General features: G+C 65.7%; 11 protein-coding genes. 3 read left to right on the top strand and 8 right to left on the bottom strand.

Translation table 11 applies throughout. The features are described from left to right. Window positions 1–184: 184 nt before the first annotated feature. Together SOM61_RS10290 and SOM61_RS10285 are read left to right on the top strand one after the other, a co-directional pair. A complete protein-coding gene (locus SOM61_RS10290) occupies window positions 185–3,532 on the top strand; it encodes an MHYT domain-containing protein (RefSeq protein ID WP_320473996.1) in 3,348 nt (1,115 codons plus the stop codon). Further along, window positions 3,529–4,524, top strand: coding sequence for a response regulator (locus tag SOM61_RS10285; protein WP_320473995.1), 996 nt, complete (start codon window positions 3,529–3,531; stop codon window positions 4,522–4,524). The genes SOM61_RS10290 and SOM61_RS10285 overlap by 4 nt, the downstream gene beginning before the upstream one ends. 196 nt (window positions 4,525–4,720) lie before the next feature. On the opposite strand, the gene SOM61_RS10280 is transcribed toward SOM61_RS10285, so the two are convergent. The 5 genes from SOM61_RS10280 to SOM61_RS10260 form a co-directional block, all read right to left on the bottom strand. After that, a complete protein-coding gene (locus SOM61_RS10280) occupies window positions 4,721–5,890 on the bottom strand; it encodes a glycosyltransferase family 4 protein (protein ID WP_320473994.1) in 1,170 nt (389 codons plus the stop codon). A gap of 12 nt (window positions 5,891–5,902) precedes the next feature. Beyond that, a complete protein-coding gene (locus SOM61_RS10275) occupies window positions 5,903–7,042 on the bottom strand; it encodes a glycosyltransferase family 4 protein (RefSeq protein WP_320473993.1) in 1,140 nt (379 codons plus the stop codon). Further along, complete coding sequence (locus SOM61_RS10270; protein WP_320473992.1) at window positions 7,039–7,989, bottom strand: GDP-mannose 4,6-dehydratase; 951 nt, start codon at window positions 7,987–7,989, stop codon at window positions 7,039–7,041. The genes SOM61_RS10275 and SOM61_RS10270 overlap by 4 nt, the downstream gene beginning before the upstream one ends. A gap of 1 nt (window position 7,990) precedes the next feature. After that, on the bottom strand, window positions 7,991–9,031 hold the full coding sequence (gmd, locus tag SOM61_RS10265) for a GDP-mannose 4,6-dehydratase (RefSeq protein WP_320473991.1): 1,041 nt from the start codon (window positions 9,029–9,031) through the stop codon (window positions 7,991–7,993). A 303-nt stretch (window positions 9,032–9,334) separates the two neighbouring features. Further along, the gene (locus SOM61_RS10260) at window positions 9,335–11,647 is read right to left on the bottom strand and encodes an NADP-dependent malic enzyme (RefSeq protein ID WP_320473990.1); all 2,313 of its coding nucleotides are present in this window, start codon (window positions 11,645–11,647) and stop codon (window positions 9,335–9,337) included. 140 nt (window positions 11,648–11,787) lie between these two features. Between SOM61_RS10260 and thiL the strand changes: the two genes are divergently transcribed. Next, window positions 11,788–12,762, top strand: a complete 975-nt coding sequence (gene thiL / locus SOM61_RS10255; protein ID WP_320473989.1) for a thiamine-phosphate kinase — start codon at window positions 11,788–11,790, stop codon at window positions 12,760–12,762. A 1-nt stretch (window position 12,763) separates the two neighbouring features. Here thiL and SOM61_RS10250 read toward each other — a convergent pair whose 3' ends face one another. From SOM61_RS10250 to SOM61_RS10240, 3 genes are all read right to left on the bottom strand, one after another. Further along, window positions 12,764–14,092, bottom strand: a complete 1,329-nt coding sequence (locus SOM61_RS10250) for a sensor histidine kinase (RefSeq protein ID WP_320473988.1) — start codon at window positions 14,090–14,092, stop codon at window positions 12,764–12,766. Window positions 14,093–14,357: 265 nt separating this feature from the next. Further along, window positions 14,358–16,967: an EAL domain-containing protein gene (locus SOM61_RS10245; RefSeq protein WP_320473987.1), complete on the bottom strand. Its 2,610-nt coding sequence runs from the start codon at window positions 16,965–16,967 to the stop codon at window positions 14,358–14,360. After that, window positions 16,964–19,000, bottom strand: a complete 2,037-nt coding sequence (locus SOM61_RS10240) for a sensor histidine kinase, YfiR-like protein-associated (RefSeq protein ID WP_320473986.1) — start codon at window positions 18,998–19,000, stop codon at window positions 16,964–16,966. Before SOM61_RS10240 ends, SOM61_RS10245 begins: the two co-directional genes overlap by 4 nt. Window positions 19,001–19,249 lie beyond the last annotated feature (249 nt).

Here is a 19,249-nt window from a genome sequence, read left to right as displayed (position 1 = left end):
TCCAGTCTGCAAGCGCGCGTGGTTGCTCAACCACGCCCGCGCCAAAATGGTCGCTTGGAAGCTACATTACATCGCTAAAAATCCAGTAAATCCAGTAATCACTACATTTCCACACGGGAAGATGCCATACTTCGCGGTCATGCCCTTTGGATAGAGTTTCCCTATCCTGACTACCCGCGAATTCATGTTGCAACTATTTAACGCACCCGCCGATCCATCCATGCTGACCTATGGGGTCTATGAGCCACGCCTGGTCGTGCTGTCGCTGCTGGTGGCGATCTTTTCTTCCTGGATGGGCCTGCAGATCACGGGCCGCGCCAGCGCCAACCCCGCCCACCGCGCCATCGTGCTCGGCACCGGCAGCCTGGCGCTGGGCGCCGGCGTGTGGTCGATGCACTTCATCGGCATGCTCGCCTTCAACCTGTGCACGCCGGTCCATTACGACCATGGCATCACGCTGCTGTCGGCCCTTCCCAGCATCGGCGCATCCTGGGTCGCGCTGAACCTGATTTCGCGTCCCCAGCTGCGCCTGGCGCACCTGCTGGTGGGTGGGGTGCTGGTCGGGGCCGGCATCGGCGCCATGCACTATGCCGGCATGGCCGGCATGCGGATGCGCCTCGACCTCTATTACGATCCGGCCATGTTCGCGCTGTCGATCGTGGTCGCGGTGGTGCTGGCCACCCTGGCGCTGGGCATGCGCCATGGCCTGTCGCGCTGCCGCCTGCTGAACGAATCGCGCCGCCTGCTGATTGCGGCGGTGGTGATGGGCTGCGCCATCGCCGGCATGCACTACACCGGCATGGCGGCCGCGCGCTTCGCCGGCGAAGTCGATCCGATGGGCCTGAACGGTTCGAACAGCGACTTCCTGGCGCTGTCGATCACCGTCATCACGGTGGCGCTGTCGCTGGGCGTGGTGGCCGTCAACGGCCTGCTGCGCTATCGCGAGATATACCTCGGCCTGGAGCGCAGCGAAGCCTGGATGCGCGCGCTGCTCACCACCACCGTCGACGGCGTGATCACGGTCGGGCGCGACGGCACCATCGCCGAATTCAACGCATCGGCCGAGCGCATCTTCGGCTGGCGGCGCGACGAGATCGTCGGGCGCAATATCGCCCTGCTGCTCAATGAGCGTGACCGCAGCGCCGAACGCGGCCTGCTGCACGTGCTGCGCAAGGGCAGCCTGGAAGGCGTCAACACCAGCACCGAGACCTTCGGGCTGCGCAAGGACGGCAGCCTGGTGCCGGTGCGCGGGGCGCTCGGCCACGCGCTGCTCGATGGACAGGACCTGTTCGTCTGCTTCGTCACCGACATCAGCGAGCGACGCGCCATGGAAGGGGCGCTGCGCGACAGCGAACAGCAGTTCCGTTCCCTGATCGGCAATATTCCCGGCATTTCCTACCGCAGCAAGCTCGATGGCGACTGGCCGATGGTCTTCGTCAGCGAAGCAGTCGAGCGCGTCACCGGCTACCCGGCCGCCGACTTCCTGGGCGAGCCGCCGCGGCGCGTGTTTGGCGCCATGATCCATGCCGAAGACCGCGTCCGGGTCGCCAGGGAGACCGGCGCCGCGCTGCGCGAAGGCCGGCCCTACCTGGTGGAATACCGCCTGCTGCATGCCGATGGCGGCGTGCGCTGGCTGTGGGAAAACGGCACCGGCGTGCGCAACGAGGCCGGCGACGTGCAGTGGCTGGACGGCGTCATCCTCGACATCACCGAGCGCCGCCAGATGGAAGAAGCGCTGCGCGCCGCCAAGGAAACCGCCGAGCAGGCCGCCGCCGCGCGCGCGACCTTCGTGGCCAATATGAGCCACGAGATCCGCACCCCGATGAATTCGATCCTGGGCTTCACCGACGTGCTGCTGGACGGCGACCTGGACGTGGAGCAGCGGCGCCACCTGGACACCATCCGCAGCGCCGGCCGCGCCCTGCTGCGCCTGCTCAACGAGATCCTCGACACTGCCAAGCTCGAAAAAGGCGCGGTGGAGCTGGAGCAGAACGACTACAACCTGCTGTCGCTGATCGACGAACTGTCCTCGACCCTGGCTGCGAACGCGCGCGCCAAGGGCCTGCACCTGGACATCCAGTACGATCCGGCGCTGCCGACGGGCCTGCGCGGCGACGAGCTGCGCATGCGCCAGGTGCTGACCAACCTGCTCGACAATGCGATCAAGTTCACCGCCAAGGGCAGCGTGACGCTCAAGGTCGGCGCCCAAGGCGACCAGTTGTGCATCGCCGTGATCGACACCGGGATCGGCATCGCGCCCGAGCGCCTGACCGCCATCTTCGATCCGTTCACCCAGGCCGACGCCTCGATGACGCGCCGCTTCGGCGGCACCGGCCTGGGCACCACGATCAGCAAGCAGCTGGTCGAGCTGATGGGCGGCCGGATCTGGGCCGAGAGCGAGCTCGGATGCGGCACCACCTTCCATGTGCGGGTGCCGCTGGTGCTGGCGCGCTTTGCGCAGCAGGCGCCGCGCGTGCGCAGCGCCGCCGTGCTGCCGCCGCTGCGCGTGCTGGTGGCCGACGACGTGCCGCAGAACCTGGAACTGATGCAGCTCCTGATGAGCCGCCGGGGCCACACCATGACCGCCGTCCGCGACGGCGCCGCCGTGGTCGAACTGGCCGTCGGCGGCGGGTTCGACCTGGTGCTGATGGACTTCCAGATGCCGACCATGGACGGCCTGGCCGCCACCCGCGCAATTCGGGCCAGTGAAGCACAAGAGGGCCGCCCGCGTTTGCCGGTGATCGCGATGACCGCCAGCGTGCTGCAGGAACACCGTACTGCCAGCGTCGATGCCGGCATGGACGGTTTCGCCAGCAAGCCGGTGGACTGGTTCGCGCTGTCGCACGAGATCGCGCGCGTGCTCGGCCTGCCCGGCAGCACGCCGGATGCGCCTGGTGCGGCCAATGCGCCGCGCGAAGTGCTGAACCAGCGCGCCGGCCTGCACCGCTGGAGCAACCGCGAGGACGCCTATGCCGAGGCGCTCGAGCACTTCGCCCGCCAGTACGCCAACCTGGGCCAGGCGCTGCGCCTGCATGCGGCTGGCGGCGAACACCAGCAGCTGCGCATGCTGGCGCACAAGGTGCGCGGCGCGGCCGCCAACGTCGGCCTCGAGCTGCTGGCCGACGCCCTGGCCGCCCTGGAGCAGGCCACCGATGCGGTGCCGACCGATGCGCGCCGGGTCGCCAACACCGTGGTGGTGGCGAACAATGCGCTGGACGCCGCCCTCGAGGCGCTGCGCGCCGTGGCGACGGCGCCGGCGCCGGTGGCGCAAGGCAGCACGGTCGACCTGGCGCGCGCGCGGCGCGCCGGCGGCGTGCTGCTCGAGGCGCTGCGCCGCGGCGCCCTGAACGACGGCGCCATGGCCAGCCTGGCCGCGGCGCTGGCGGCGCATCCGGCCGCCACCCGCGTCACCCAGGTCCAGTCGGCGATTGCCGACTTCGACTTCGACCTCGCCCTCGGGCACCTGGAGGCCGTCATCGGCCTGCTGGGTGATGGGGCACTTGACGAAATTTCCGACGAATCCCCAGCATGAGCCAACCGAACACCCGCCCGCTGATCCTCGCGGTCGACGACGAAGCCAGCAACCTGCAGCTGCTGCGCCAGATCCTGCAGGACCACTATCGCCTGCTGTTCGCCAAGGACGGCGCGCGCGCGCTCGAACTGGCGCGCCAGGAGCAGCCCGACCTGGTGCTGCTGGACGTGATGATGCCCGGGATGTCGGGCTACGAGGTGTGCGCCGCCCTCAAGGCGCATCCGGCCACCGCCTCGGTGCCGGTGATCTTCGTGACCGCCCTGACCGAGACCGCCGACGAGGTCGAAGGTTTCGAGGCCGGCGCGGTCGACTACATCACCAAGCCGGTCAGCCCGCCGGTGGTGCGGGCGCGCGTGCGCACCCACCTGTCGCTGGTGCGGATGGAAGAACTGCGCGCCAGCCGCCTCGAGATCGTGCAGCGCCTGGGCCTGGCGGCCGAGTACAAGGACAACGAGACCGGCCTGCACGTGATCCGCATGAGCCACTTCTCGCGCATCCTCGGCATCGCCGCCGGCATGACGGAGATCGAGGCCGACGACCTGCTGCACGCGGCGCCGATGCACGACGTGGGCAAGATCGGCATCCCGGACCGCATCCTGCAGAAACCCGGGCCGCTCGACCCCGAGGAATGGAAGATCATGCAGGGCCACGTGACGATCGGCGCCGAGATCATCGGCGAGCACGATGGCGGCATGCTGTCGCTGGCGCGCCAGATCGCGCTGACCCACCACGAGAAATACGATGGCAGCGGCTATCCGAACGGCCTGGCCGGGGAAGACATTCCCCTGGTGGGCAGGATCGTGGCGATCGCCGACGTGTTCGACGCATTGACCTCGGTGCGGCCGTACAAGAAGGCCTGGACCGAGGAAGAGGCGGTGATTTTTCTCCGCGAGCAAAAGGGCCGCCACTTCGACCCGCTGCTGGTGGATTTGTTCGCCGACCAGATGCCGGCGATCCGCGAGATCAGGCTGCGCTGGGCCGAGACGGCGTAACAAATCATCTTCGTTAGCCTTAACACGTCGTTCCCGCGCAGGCGGGAACCCAAGTCTCGTCACACAGTGGCAGCGGCAAACGTAGCCGCGAAGCACGCAAACTTGGGTTCCCGCCTCCGCGGGAAGTCGTTGCTGCCAGTGGCAGGAACGACGTGCTGGTGCTGGTTCCCGCAGAGGCAGGAACGACGGACGGGTGTTAACGAATGAACTGCGATTTAGGCTGTTCAACCGCCGTATCGACTTCCCTGGGCGAACGCCTTGCCACCAGCTCGTGGTACAGCGCCGTGTAATTGGCCGCCATCTTCTCTGACGTAAACAATTCTTCGAAACGCGCCTCGGCGCGGTGGCCCATGGCGCGCGCCATGTCCGGGTTGTCCCACAGGGTGCGCATTGCCGCGCGCAGCGCCTGCGCGTCGGACGGCGGCACTACCAGGCCGGTGTCCCCGTCGATGTTGATATAGGTGGTGCCGGTGCCGATCTCGCTCGAGATCATCGGCTTGCCGTACATCGCGCCCTCGAGCAGCGAGATGCCGAAGGCTTCCGACCGCAGGTGCGAGGGGAAAGACACCGCATAGCACAGGGTCAGCAGCGCCGCCTTGTCCGGTTCGTCGATCGCGCCGACGAACATCACGTTGGACAGGCCCAGGCGCGCGGCCTGTTCCTTGAGCTCCTGCTCGATCGGCCCGGCGCCGACGATCACGATCGGATAGTCGAGCCCTTGCGCCGCTTCGAGCAGGATGTGCAGGCCCTTGTAGTAGCGCAGCACGCCCACGAACAGGAAGAACTTGGGACCCACGCGCTCGCGCCAGTGCGCCAGGCGGTCGGGCTCGGGCTGCGGATAGGTGCCGCGGTCCAGGCCGAAGGGAATGACCGAGGTTTTTTGCTTGTAACGCGCCAGCACGGTCGACGAACCGAGGTAGTTGGGCGAGGTGGCGACGATCGCGTCGACGCTCTTGAGGAAACGGTGCTTGAGCGGCTGGTACAGGCGCAGCAGGTGGCGCTGGCGCACGATGTCGGAGTGGTAGGTGACCACCGTCGGCTTGTCGACCCGGGCCATGAAATGGGCCAGGTCCATGAAGGGCCAGGGGAAGTGGTAGTGCACCACGTCGGCCTGCTTCGCCAGGCGCGCCAGCGCGCCGATCGACTGCACCGAGATGGCGTTGGACGCGATCTCGGCATTGAGCGGCACGCGGTGGACCATATGGCCTTCGAATTCGAACGGCACCAGGTTGTCGTGTCGCGACAGCGACAGCACCGTATTGCTCACGCCGAGGCGGCCGGTGCCCACGCACATCTGGCGGATCACCTGTTCGACCCCGCCCACGGAATCCGGGTGGTAGGTCTTGTAGAAATGAAGGACACGCATAATCAGCTCAGCTTACTGCGAAAGGACGGCACGGTACACTTCCGCCGTCAGGCGTGCGGTGTTTTGCCATGTCAGTTGTTCGGCGCGGGCGCGTCCGGCGGCGATACAGCGCGTGCGCGCAACACCGTCCGTGGCCAGGATGCGCATGGCGTCGGCGATGGCGCCGCTCGACAGCGGGTCGACCAGCAGCGCCGCGTCGCCCGCCACTTCAGGCAGCGAGGTCGTGTTCGAGGCCACCACCGGCACGTTCGAGGCGAAGGCTTCCAGTACCGGAATGCCATAGCCCTCGTACAAGGAGGGAAAGACGAACACGCCGGCGCCGGCATACAGGTCACGCAATTGCCCATAGTCGGTCAAGCGATCCAGCCAGACCACGTTCTCGCCCGCCGCCTGCGCCGCCCTGATCGACGCCACCAGGGCTTCGCTGCGCGCGCCGGGCGCGCCGACGATCACCAGGCCACGTTCGGCGCGCAAGGGCGCTGACAGCGTCAGATACGCTTCCAGCAGGCGCTCGACGTTCTTGCGCGGTTGCAGGGTTCCAACAAAAAAGAAATAGCCAGGCTGCAGGCCATAGGCGTCCAGGGTCGCCTTGACCGCCTGCGGTGCGGGTGCTGTGAGCCATTCCTCGTCGACGCCGCAGGGCACCACCGAGATGCGCCGCTGGTCGACGCCGAAGCATTCGACCAGTTCGTCGATGGCGAAGTGCGACAGCGCGATCACGTGGTCGGCCTTGCGCGCCGCACGGGCTTGCAGCCAGTTCTTGAGCGTGCGCAGGCGCGGGTTGCACCATTCCGGGTGCTTGATCGGCAGCGCATCGTGCAGGCTGGCCACCACCGGGCAATCCATGCGCACCACGCGGTAGTCGGTCACGTGGAAGATATCGGCCGGCATGTGGACACGGTGCGCGCCCGGCGTCACCAGGTCGATCAAGGTCGCTGACTCAAAAGATTGAGGGAATGCCTGGCCGATGGAGATACCCGCATCGCCCTGGCGCAGGCGGGGCCAGGAAAACGGCGCCACCTCGCAGAGCGTTGCGGGCAGGTGCTGCATCAGGGCCCGGGTGTACACGCCGATGCCGTCCAGCCGGCCACCGGTCAAACCGGGCTCGACCATGGTCGTGCCCAGACCGACCTTGATGACTGCCGGTTTCACGCCCGGTACATCCAGTCCAGCGTCTCGTGCAGCGGGGTCGGCGCCAGGTCGCCAATCACGGCGGCCAGCTTGCGATTGCTGCCAGTCAGTTGAAGCACGTCGTTGGCGCGCACGAAGGCGGGATTGACCTGCACGTCGATACGGTAGCCGGCGATATCGCCCATGGTCTCGATGACATTCGAGAGCGAGTGCGGCGTGCCCGAACAGACATTGAAGGCTTCGCCGGCGGGCGCCGCCGCCAGCAGGCGGCGATAGCTGCGCGCGACCATGCGCACGTCGGAAAAATCGCGCGCGATGGCGAGATTGCCCAATTCGATGCGTTGTTCGTTGCGGCGGAAGTGATTGACGATCTTGGGCAGCAGGAAATTCTCGGCCTGGCCCACGCCGGTGTAATTGAATGGACGCACGATCGTGATCGGCAATTTATCCATCCACAGGCGCGCCATGTATTCCATCGCCAGCTTGCTGACCGCGTAGTCGTTGGCGGGCGCCGGCGGCACGCTTTCGTCGATCACCGGCACATTGGCATTGCCGTAGATATTCGCCGACGAGGCCAGCAGCACGCTGGTGGGACGATGCTCGCCGGCCGCCAGTGCTTCCAGCAGGTTGCGCGTGCCCACCACATTGACGCGGTAGATCGCCTCGACGTTGGCATGGCCCACGAAGGCGATGCCGGCCAGGTGGGCCACGACGTCGGGCTTGGCCTCGGCGACCATGGCGGCCACCGCATCGCGGTCGCACAGGTCGACCGCAAACAGATCGGGCCCGGTTTCCTCGCCCGGCATCACGGTGCCGAACACCCGGTAACCCGCGGCCGTGAGTTCTTGCGCCAGGTAATGGCCGGTGAAGCCGCGCAGGCCCGTGATCAGGGCGCGGCGGCCCTCCCCTTCGCGCTCGGTCGCGCGCTGCGCGAGAGCGGAAACGTCATCCGTGGCCAGGCGCGTCATATCAGAACGAGAAGCCCTGTTCGTTGCGACGCAGGTCGGCGTCGACCATCATCTGGCACAGCTCTTCGAGCGTGGTCTTCGGCTCCCAGCCCAGCTCGCGCCTGGCTTTCTCGGGGTCGCCGATCAAGAGCTCGACTTCGGCCGGACGGTAGAACTTGGGCGAGACGCCCACCAGCTGCTTGCCGCTCTGGTTGCAGTGGGCCACTTCCTGCTCGCCCGAACCGCTCCAGTCCAGCGTGACGTTGGCAGCCTTGAAGGCCATGGTGACGAAGTCGCGCACGGTCTCGGTGCGGTTGGTCGCCAGCACATAGGTGTCCGGCTTGTCGGCCTGCAGCATGCGCCACATGCCTTCGACATATTCCTTGGCAAAGCCCCAGTCGCGCTTGGCGTCCATATTGCCCAGCTCCAGCAGTTCCAGCTTGCCCTGCACGATCTTGGCCACCGAATCGGTGATCTTGCGGGTCACGAACTCACGGCCGCGCAGCGGCGACTCGTGGTTGAACAGGATGCCCGAGGAACCGAAGATGTCGTAGGACTCGCGGTAATTGATGGTCATCCAGTGCGCGTACAGCTTGGCCACGCCATACGGGCTGCGCGGGTAGAACGGCGTATCTTCTTTTTGCGGGATGGCCTGCACCTTGCCGAACATTTCCGAGGTCGACGCCTGGTAGAAACGGATCTTCGGATTGACGATGCGGATGGCTTCCAGCAGGTTGACGGCCCCCAGGCCGGTAATCGAGGCGGTGGTCACCGGCTGGTCGAAGGACACGCCGACGAAGCTCTGCGCCGCCAGGTTGTACACCTCGCTCGGCTGCGCCGATTCGATCAGGCGCAGGCTCGACGCCAGGTCGGTCAGGTCGTATTCGACCAGCGACAGGTTCGGATGCGAGGTGATGCCAAGTTCATCGATGCGCCAGAAATTGACCGAGCTCGAACGACGGTAGGTGCCGGTGACGTGATAGCCTTTTTCCAGGAGCAACTGCGCCAAATAGGCGCCATCCTGGCCGGTGATACCGGTGATGAGGGCTCGTTTGTTTTGCATGTTCTTGGATGGATATGAAGTGGTCTTGCGGGCGCCACGTATTACCTGACGAGCCCGGCGAAGCTTGGATTGTAACAGAGGAGGTCGTTTTGCCTAATTGCGCATCAGAAATGAGTGCAATTAAATCAACACTTATCTGAACATTATGACCCGAAAATGACGCGCAGCGACGGTCGCTTACGGTTTGTTACCAGTGTCTTTGCAGGGCGACAAACAGCGACAGCTGGAGACAGGTTCCAAACAAAACGCCTGCCCCGGCGCAAGGCGCGCGAGGCAGGCGTCAAGTAAAAACCGGCTAGATGATTACCGCTGGGAAACAGCGTCCACCACGGCCAGCGCCGTCATGTTGACGATCCGGCGCACCGTTGCCGACGGGGTCAGGATGTGGACCGGACGCGCGCAGCCGAGCAGGACCGGGCCGATCGCGATGCCGTTGCCGGCCGCCGTCTTGAGCAGGTTGTACGAGATATTGGCGGCATCGATGTTCGGCAGCACCAGCAGGTTGGCGTCGCCCTTCAGGGTCGATTCCGGCATGATCTTGGCGCGGTTCTTGGCGTCGAGCGCGGCGTCGCCGTGCATCTCGCCGTCGACTTCAAGCTCCGGCTTCTTCTGCTGCACCAGGGCCAGGGCGGCGCGCATCTTCTGCGCCGATTCCGTATTGGCGCTGCCGAAGTTCGAGTGCGACAGCAGGGCCGCGCGCGGGCAGATGCCGAAGCGTTCCATCTCCTCGGCCGCCATGATCGTGATCTCGGCCAGCTGCTCGGCGTTCGGATTCTCGTTGACGTGGGTGTCGACCATGGCCAGCTGGCGTTCCGGCGTGATGATGAAGTTCATCGCCGCATAGACGTTGGCGCCGGCGCGCTTGCCCAGCACCTGGTCGATGAATTCCAGGTGCATCTGGGTGGTGCCATAGGTGCCGCAGATCATGCCGTCGGCTTCTCCCTTGTGGATCATCATGGCGCCGATCAGGGTGTGGCGGCGGCGCATGGCCAGCTTGGCCAGGTCTTGCGTCACGCCCTTGCGCATCACCATCTGGTGGTAGCTCTGCCAGTAGTCGCGGTAGCGCTCGTCGAAGTCGGGGTTGATGACGTCGAAGTGCACGCCCAGCTTGAGGCGCAGGCCGAATTTCTCGATGCGCTGCTCCAGCACCGCCGGACGGCCGACCAGGATCGGGCGCGCCAGCTTCTCGTCGACCACCACCTGCACCGCGCGCAGCACGCGTTCGTCCTCGCCTTCGGCGTAGACGATGCGCTTCATCTCCGGCGGCGCGCTCTTGGCGACCGTGAACAGCGGCTTCATGAAGGTGCCGCTGCGGTACACGAACTGCTGCAGCGTTTCGGCGTAGGCTTCCAGGTCCTCGATCGGACGGGTGGCGACGCCGCCATCCATCGCGGCCTTGGCCACGGCCGGCGCGATATGGGTCAAGAGGCGCGGATCGAACGGCATCGGGATCAGGTATTCCGGACCGAAGGACAAGTTCGAGATGCCGTAGGCCGAGGCCACGATGTCCGACTGCTCGGCATGGGCCAGGTCGGCGATCGCGTGCACCACCGCGATTTCCATTTCGCGCGTGATGGTGGTCGCGCCGCAGTCCAGGGCGCCGCGGAACATATACGGGAAGCACAGGACATTGTTGACCTGGTTCGGGTAGTCCGAACGGCCGGTGGCGATGATGGCGTCGCCGCGCACCGCCTTCGCGTCTTCCGGCAGGATTTCCGGATTCGGGTTGGCCAGCGCCAGGATCAGCGGGCTCGGGGCCATCTTCGCGACCATGTCCTGCTTGAGCACGCCGCCAGCGGACAGGCCCAGGAAGATGTCGGCGCCAGGGATGACATCAAGCAGCGAACGGTGCGGCGTGTCTTGCGCGAAGCGTTCCTTGTCCGGGTCCATCAGTTCGACGCGACCTTTATAGACCACGCCGGCCAGGTCGGTCACGAAGATGTTCTCGATCGGAAAGCCCAGGTCGACGATCAGGTCGAGGCAGGCCAGCGCGGCCGCGCCGGCGCCCGAGACCACCAGCTTGCATTCCTTGATGTTCTTGTTGACGACCTTCAGGCCGTTCAGGATGGCGGCGCCGACGATGATCGCGGTGCCGTGCTGGTCGTCGTGGAAGACCGGGATCTTCATGCGCTCGCGCAGCTTGCGCTCGATGTAGAAGCACTCGGGCGCCTTGATGTCTTCCAGGTTCACGCCGCCAAAGGTCGGCTCGAGCGAGGCGATGATGTCGACCAGTTTATCGGGATCGGTCTCGTTGATCTCGATGTCGAACACGTCGATCGCGGCGAACTTCTTGAACAGCACGCCCTTGCCTTCCATGACCGGCTTCGACGCCAGCGGACCGATATTGCCCAGTCCCAGCACGGCGGTGCCGTTGGAGATCACGGCAACCAGGTTGCCGCGCGCGGTGTACTTGTAGGCGTTGGCGGGATCCTTGACGATTTCCTCGCAAGGCGCGGCCACGCCCGGGGAATACGCCAGGGCCAGGTCGCGCTGGTTCAGCAGGCCCTTGGTAGGCGCCACGCTGATCTTGCCGGGACGGGGAAACTGGTGATACTCGAGCGCTGCTTGACGCAGTTGCTGACGTAATTCTTCTTTTTTGTCAGATGACGAATCCATGCTGGGCAGCCTTCCTGAAGCAAATCGGGGTCTTTGATTTTATCAGACAGGATGTTGTCAATGGCTACGTATTTTCACCACACTTATGTGCGGTTGCAGCAATTCCTGGTAGACCATCGCGTAACGGTACAATCGCCGCCATGCTTTCCGAATTCGACCTCATCAAGCGTTATTTCAAGCGCCAACGCCCCGGCCGCCATGACGTCGCGCTGGGCATCGGCGACGACTGCGCCCTGCTCGCCCCGGCGCCTGGCCGCCAGATCGCGATCTCGTCCGACATGCTGGTCGAAGACCGCCATTTCTTCGCCGGCGCCGATCCCTTCATGCTGGGCCACAAGGCGCTGGCCGTGAACCTGTCGGACCTGGCCGCGATGGGGGCCCGCCCCGTCGCCTTTACGCTGGCGCTGTCGCTGCCGCGGGCCGATGAAGCATGGCTCGAGGGTTTCTCGCGCGGCCTGTTCGCGCTGGCCGACGAGCATGGCTGCGAACTGATCGGCGGCGACACCACCAGGGGGCCGCTGAATATCTGCATCACCGTGTTCGGCGAAACCGCCCCCGGCCATGCGCTGCGACGCGCCGCGGCAAGACCGGGCGACGACATCTGGATCTCGGGCACGCTGGGCGATGCGCGCCTGGCGCTGGCCGGCTATTGGAAAGAGGTCGAACTCTCCCCGGAGGCGCATGCGCAGGCGGCGCCACGGCTGCACATGCCCACGCCGCGCGTGGCCCTCGGCCTGGCGCTGGCGGCGGCGCCGATTGCCCACGCCGCGCTCGACATCTCGGATGGCCTGGTCGGCGACCTGGGGCACATCCTGGCGGCGTCAAGCGTCGGCGCCACGCTCGACGTCGACGCGCTGCCGGCCGGCCCGGCGCTGGCGCGGCAAGACCTCGCACTGCGGCGCCGCTTCACGGCGGCCGGCGGCGACGATTACGAATTGTGCTTCACGGCGCCGGTGTCACAACGCGCGGCGGTGCTGGAGGCGGCGGCGCTGGCCGCCACGCCGGTCACCCGTGTGGGCGCGATCGACGCCGGCCCCGGCCTGCGCCTGGTCGATGCGCACGGCGCGCCGCTCGACCTGGGATTGACGGGCTGGGACCACTTCAGCGGGGCGTGAGCTATTCCACTGACGATGCCGTACAGATCGAGGACTTCGGGCGCGGCCGAACATCGGCATACGCCAGGGCCGCCTTGACATCGATCCGCCAGACCGTGCCGGTGCCCGGCGCGGAATCCAGGACGGCGTCGGCCTGGATGAGCCTTGCGCGCTCTTCGATGCCGCTCAGGCCCCAATGACCGGGCTTGTCCCGATCGCCAGCGCCAATACCGCGTCCGTCGTCTCGCACCGTCAGCACCAGCGCTTTCGATCCGTACTCGACGATCACCTCATGCTGTCTTGCATGCGCATGAAGAAAAGCATTGCAGATGGCTTCCCTTCCAATGGCGCATAGTTGCTGCTGTACGACCGGATGAAGCGTCCGCGCCTTCCCTTCACAGCGCAGCATGAACTGCTGGCCAGGCAGGGCCGTTTGTTCTCCGGCCATACGCAGATACTCGTGCAAGGGTGGAGCATGACTCGAACCGGCACGCAAGCTGGCGATCTTGTCGCGCCCCTCCTGGATGGCATTGTTGGCGTCGCGCATGCAACGATTCAGGGAGTTCCCTAATGCGGATTCGGATTCAGGCAGCATCGCGCATGCTTTCATCACGAAGCCCTGGAACGTCTGCAGCACGGTGTCATGAAGATCGCGCGCGATGCGCTCGCGCTCCTCCCTTTCGGCCACGGCCTTCAGTTCATCCACCAGCTGGAGGATGATGAGCAAGAAGAGCACCCAGCTTCCGACGGCGATGGTCAGTGCCGCATTGACCCAGATGACGACCAGAACCGGGATGCCCCATGGCGCCGACGGGAGGGACGTTCCGGCGCCGAACTCCAGGAACGGGTGCATCGATGCCGCTACAGCCTGGATCGCCATGATCGCAGCGGCTATACCGTATGCCAATCGCGCGTGTGGCCGACTGTGCTTCCACAGAAGCCATGCCATCCAGCCATTCGCCCCGACATAAATCGGCGTCAGGGCCAGCAATCTTGAAGGCCTGTCAGGGAAAACGAGCGTCCACGTCGCCGTCAGGACGGCAACCAGTGAAAGAAACAGGAATAATGTGGATCGCTTGAAAGGTCGACCTACGAACTGGGCAGTCCCGAATAGAAAAAGGACTTGCCCGCTTACCAGGAGCATGGAAAAAACGAAAGCGGACAGTTGCGGATTGGCGCTGATATCCAGGGCATCGAAAAGGCTGGCAAGACCGACCGAGAAAGAGGCGGCAGCCCATAGCCGAATGCCGGAAATGCGCGGTACCGAGACGTGGATGACGTAGAAAATGATGCTGCCAACGATCGATTTGATACCCACCACCGCTGCCAACGTGGACTGATCGAGTTCCATGAGGATAATCCAGGCTTTAACCAGCTGATAACCGCGCTGGCATCAGTGTATGAGCTTGTTATTATTGGGGCAAGCAGATGCTGCTTCCTAGGGAAGCCCTGATTTATTCTGGCGGGAGAGAATCGGTCACGAAAAATGTGCCCGGCAAGGCCTCGCCGGCCGCGCACAAACCGCAGCGATACCCCGTGGTATCGCGAGGATTTGCAACGCTGCAGGGTGCATTTTCTCGTGGCCGATTCCCCGCCATGAATAAATCAGTGCTTCCCTAGGCCGCCTCGCCCTGCTGGTCTTCCTCGCGCGGCGTCTTGCGGTCGTCGTAAGGCCCGTACGTCATCCAGTAATGCCGGAACGCGAGGCGGACATTGTCGCGCAGCTGCTGGTCGTCCCATGGCTTGGTGTAGAAGCGGTAGATTGCGCCGCGGTTGATCGAGTCGAGCACCGAGTCCACCCCGGTATAGCCCGACAGGATGATGCGGATGGTCTCGGGGTACATCTCCTTGACCTTGCTGAGGAACTCGGTCCCGCTCATCACCGGCATGCGCTGGTCGCACAGGATCACGTGCACCCGGTACAGCGCCAGCAATTCGAAGCCCTCGGCCGGCGAGGACGCGGTCAGCACGCGGTAGCCGTCGCGCCGGAACAGGCGGTGCAGCGCGCTCAGGACGTTCGGGTCGTCGTCGACGATGAGCAGGGTCTGCACCTTGTCGTCGGCGGTCTGTTTCTCGTCGGGCTTGGCGCGGTTGGACACCACCATCTCGGCCAGCTGGTCGGCCGGCAGCGCGCGCGAAAAATAAAAACCCTGGATCTGGTCGCAGCGGTTGCGCCGCAGGTAGGCCATCTGGGCGCGCGTCTCGACGCCCTCGGCGATCACCTGCATGTGCAGGCTGTGCGCCATGCTGATGATGGCCAGCGCGATGGCGGCGTCGTCCGGGTTGTTGACGATGTCGCGCACGAAGGCGATGTCGATCTTGAGCTTGTCGATCGGGAAGCGCTTCAGGTAGGCCAGGCTCGAGTAGCCGGTGCCGAAATCGTCGATCGCGATCCGGATCCCGAGCGCCTTCAGGCGCGTGAGCACCTCGGTGGTGCGCTCGGCGTTCTGCATCAGCGCGCTCTCGGTCAGCTCCAGTTCCAGCAGCCCCGGTTCGACGTCGTGGCGCGCCAACGCTTCCTTGATCACGCCTTCCAGGTCGCCTTCCACGAACTGGCGGCTCGACACGTTCACCGCCACCCGCACGTCGCGCACCCCGTCCGCATTCCAGGCCGCGATCTGGCGGCAGGCCTCGTCGATGATCCAGTCGCCGACCCGCACCACCAGGCCCGTCTCCTCCATGATCGGCACGAATTCGGCCGGATACACCAGGCCGTAGCCGGGACGGTGCCAGCGCAGCAGCGCCTCGGCGCCGGCGATGCGGCCGGTGTTGAGCTCCATCTTGGGCTGGTAGTGCAGCACGAACTGGGCGTCTTCAAGCGCGCCGCGCAGGGCCAGTTCGAGGTCCAGGCGCGCCAGCACCTGCACGTTCATGCCTGCGGTGAAGAAGCGGTAGCCGTCGCGGCCGGCCTCCTTGGCGCGCACCATGGCGGTGTCGGCATACTTGACCAGCGCGCCCGGCTCCACCGTATCGTCCGGGTACATGGCGATGCCGATGCTGGCCGTCAGCGCGGCCTGCTGGCCGTGCAGGTCGAACGGCATGCGCAGGGATTCGCGCACGTCGTTGGCCATGTTCACCGCGTCCTGCTGCTCGCGCGGCATGGTCAGGATCAGCGCAAACTCGTCGCCGCCAAGGCGTCCCACCGAATCGCGCACCTTCGCGCAACGCACCAGGCGCGTGCTGAACTGGCGCAGCAGCTCGTCGCCGCCGCGCGTGCCGAGCGTGTCGTTGATCACCTTGAAGCGGTCGAGCGTGATGCACAGCACCGCCACGCGCCAGTTCTTGTCCTGGGCCAGCTCGATGGTGTCGCGCAGGTTTTCGAAGAACAGGGTGCGGTTCGGCAGGCCGGTCAGGGCATCGTAGCTGGCCGCGTGGCGCAGGTTTTCCTGGGCCTGCAGGCGCTCGCTGATGTCGCGCGCCACCGCGATCAGCATGCGCTGCGCGGCGTGCTCGACGTCCTGTTCCTGCAGCTTCCAGCTGATCTCGACCGCCACCGAGCCTTCGCCGCCGGCGCGCAGCAGATCGGTCTCGACGATGTCGGCCTCGGACTCGGACTCGCCATCGTGCGCGGCGCCGCCGCCCAGCAGGCGCTCGAGCTGGGTGCGCGTGGCCAGGCCCAGCGCCACCGGGTCGATACGCAGCAGCGCGTCGCGCGAAAAGCCCAGCATGCGGCAGGCGCCTTCCGACACGTCGACCATCGCCATGCTGGCGGTGTCGATCAGGAACAGGGCGTCCTGGGTGGCGTCCATCGCGCCGCGAAAGCGCGCCAGTTCGGCGGTGCGCTCGCGCACCTGGCGCTCCAGCTGGCTGCCGTAGTCGAGCGACTCGCGGTGCAGCAGGCGCACCTCGAGCAGGTTGCGGATGCGGGTCATCACCTCGACCGTGTCGATCGGCTTGCCGATGAAGTCGCGTGCGCCCGCCTCGAGCGCCGCCAGTTTCTTGTCCGGCTCGGCCGTCACCACCAGCACCGGCAGCCACGAATCGCTCTCCAGCGGCTTCAGGGCTTCCATCACCTCGAAGCCGTTCATGCCCGGCATGTGCAGGTCGAGGATGATCAGGTCGAAGCGGTGCTTGAGGTGCAGCGCCACCACCTGGCGCGGGTCGTGGGTGGAACTGACGTTCTCGTAGCCGGTGGTCTTGAGGAGGTATTCGAGCAGCTGCACGTTCACCGGCTCGTCGTCGACGACGAGGATGCGCGCGCGCCGGATGTCGGACAGGGAAATCATCTAGCCTTCCTTTCGCCTGGCCCGCCCGTCCTGGGCTGCTGCGCCAGCGTACTATTGATCGCTTCAGTGAATTTATCGATGTCGATCGGCTTGGTCAGATAGCGGTGGAAGCCCGCCGCCATGCCGCGCTCGATATCGCGCGGCATGGCGTTGGCGGTCAGCGCGATGACCGGAATCCAGGTGGTCTCGGGATCGGCGCGCAACTGGCGCAGCACCTCGTAGCCGCTCATTCCCGGCAGGTTCAGGTCCATCAGGATGGCTTCAGGGAGGTGCGCCCTGGCCAGCTCCAGGCCGAGTTGGCCGTCGGGGGCCGACAGCAGGCGCAGGTCGCGCCGGAAGGCGACGATTTCTTCCACCAGCCGCAGGTTGGCCGGGTTGTCCTCGACGTACAGCACCAGGTGCGGCTCGCCCTCGTCGGGCAAGTCGCTCGGCGCGCTCGCGGCCTCGGGGCCGCGCTCGGGCAGCGCCGACGCCAGCGGCGTGGTGCTGGCCAGCTCGATCCAGAACACGCTGCCCACGCCCGGGCTGCTGGTGACGCCGATCTCGCCGCCCATCAGTTCCACCAGGCGCTTGGTCACCACCAGGCCGATGCCGGTGCCCTCCTGCGCCCCGGCTTCCTGGCCCAGGCGGTTGAAGGGCTGGAACAGGTTGGCCAGCTGCTCCGGGTTCAGGCCGTTGCCGGTGTCCTGCACCGACAGGCGCAGGCGGTCGGGGGTCGGATGTTCGCAGCTGACCACCACCGCGCCCTCTTCGCGGTTGTACTTGACGGCGTTCGACAACAGGTTGAGCAGCACCTGTTTCAGGCGCGTGCGGTCGGCCATCACCACCGCCTCCGACGCGTCCGGGAACAGGGCCCGCACCTTGCGGGTGGCGGCGATCGGCTCGATCATGGTGCGTACTTCGAGCAGGATATCGGTCAGGGCCACCGGTTCCATCGACAGGGTGATGGTGCCCGATTCGACCTTGGCCAGGTCGAGGATCTCGTTGATCAGCGTGAGCAGGTGGCGGCCCGACTTGAGGATGTGGTTCGCGAATTCCTTCTTCTGTTCCAGGGTCGAGGGCAGCGTGTCGGACGTCAGGATCTGGGCGAAGCCGAGGATCGCGTTGAGCGGCGTGCGCAGCTCGTGGCTCATCGAGGACAGGAAGGCCGACTTGGCCTGGTTGGCGCTCTTGGCTTCCTCATTGGCGTTGGCCAGTTCGGCGTTGGCCAGCGCCAGCTGCAGGGTGCGCTCGTCGACGCGCTGCTCGAGCTGCTCGTTCAGGCGCATCACTTCCTGCTGCGCGCGCGTGCGCTGCCGGGCTTCGCGCAGGGTGGTGCTGTGCGAATCCTCGAGTTCGCGGGTGCGGCCTTCGATCTCGGTCAGCATGGCGTTGAAGGAGTCGGCCAGCTCGGCCGCCTCGTCGTCGCCAATGCGCGGCGCGCGGCGCGAATAGTCGCGCGTGGCCACCACCTCGCGCGCGATCTCGGTGACAGCCACGATCGGCGCCGTGATCACGCGTCCCAGGCGCCACATCAGCAGATAGGCGATCGCCATCGCCAGCAGGGTCACGCCGGCCGCGATCGCGAGATAGTCGATGGTGCGCGCCAGCAGGCGGTTCTCGGCGCGCAGCACGACGGTGCCCACGGTGTCGCCATTCTCGACGATGGGGTGGCGCACCAGCAGGTAATCGGTGGCGCCCTCGGACTGCACGGCCGCGTCCAGGCGCTGGGGAATATTGCGGGGTTCGCCGGCGGCGGCGTAGGAGGCGAACAGCGCGCCTTTGGCATCGTAGATGGCGGCCGCCCGCACCAGGGGACTGGTGCGCAGCAGCGCCAGGTTCTCATTGGCCAGGCGCGGGTCGTCGAAGCTCAGGGCTGCGGACGTCATGTGGCCAACCAGTTCGGCCTGGGTCGAGAGGTCGTTCACCAGGGCGCGGTGGTAACTGCGCAGGTCATAGGCGATCACGATGGCGATCGAGACCAGCAGCGCGACGAACGTGGTCGTCATCACCACCGCCACCAGCTTCTTGCGGATAGAGCGCTGGCGGCTCATGCTTCCTCCACGGACCGCTCATGGAACAGCATGCGCGGCATGTAAAATTTCTAACAAAGACGAGAAATCGGTCATCTCAGCATAGCAGCACGCCCGTGCTGTGTGTCGCACGAAACATTTATCAAGCCGAGGCAGGATGAGAATGCGGCTGGCACTGTAAACGTTCGACTGCTGTTTGGGTAGCAATTTTTGAAACTTCGACTTGCCGTTCGCTTACCGCGCGCCCGCGCAGCGCGCTAGAATGAAGGA

It is taken from the genome of Massilia sp. CFBP9012 (genome assembly GCF_034045115.1).
In the GTDB taxonomy this organism is placed as follows: domain Bacteria; phylum Pseudomonadota; class Gammaproteobacteria; order Burkholderiales; family Burkholderiaceae_D; genus Telluria.
Note: the sequence above shows the minus strand (reverse complement) of the source record. Positions and strands in the feature narration are given on the sequence as shown.

Excerpts from the sequence above, each read along its gene's own strand:
- SOM61_RS10270 (WP_320473992.1), bottom strand. The coding sequence starts at position 7,989 with ATGACGCGCCTGGCCACGGATGACGTTTCCGCTCTCGCGCAGCGCGCG.
- SOM61_RS10245 (WP_320473987.1), bottom strand. The coding sequence starts at position 16,967 with ATGATTTCCCTGTCCGACATCCGGCGCGCGCGCATCCTCGTCGTCGAC.
- SOM61_RS10240 (WP_320473986.1), bottom strand. The coding sequence starts at position 19,000 with ATGAGCCGCCAGCGCTCTATCCGCAAGAAGCTGGTGGCGGTGGTGATG.
- SOM61_RS10285 (WP_320473995.1), top strand. The coding sequence starts at position 3,529 with ATGAGCCAACCGAACACCCGCCCGCTGATCCTCGCGGTCGACGACGAA.
- SOM61_RS10260 (WP_320473990.1), bottom strand. The coding sequence starts at position 11,647 with ATGGATTCGTCATCTGACAAAAAAGAAGAATTACGTCAGCAACTGCGT.
- SOM61_RS10250 (WP_320473988.1), bottom strand. The coding sequence starts at position 14,092 with ATGGAACTCGATCAGTCCACGTTGGCAGCGGTGGTGGGTATCAAATCG.
- gmd (WP_320473991.1), bottom strand. The coding sequence starts at position 9,031 with ATGCAAAACAAACGAGCCCTCATCACCGGTATCACCGGCCAGGATGGC.
- SOM61_RS10280 (WP_320473994.1), bottom strand. The coding sequence starts at position 5,890 with ATGCGTGTCCTTCATTTCTACAAGACCTACCACCCGGATTCCGTGGGC.
- SOM61_RS10290 (WP_320473996.1), top strand. The coding sequence starts at position 185 with ATGTTGCAACTATTTAACGCACCCGCCGATCCATCCATGCTGACCTAT.
- thiL (WP_320473989.1), top strand. The coding sequence starts at position 11,788 with ATGCTTTCCGAATTCGACCTCATCAAGCGTTATTTCAAGCGCCAACGC.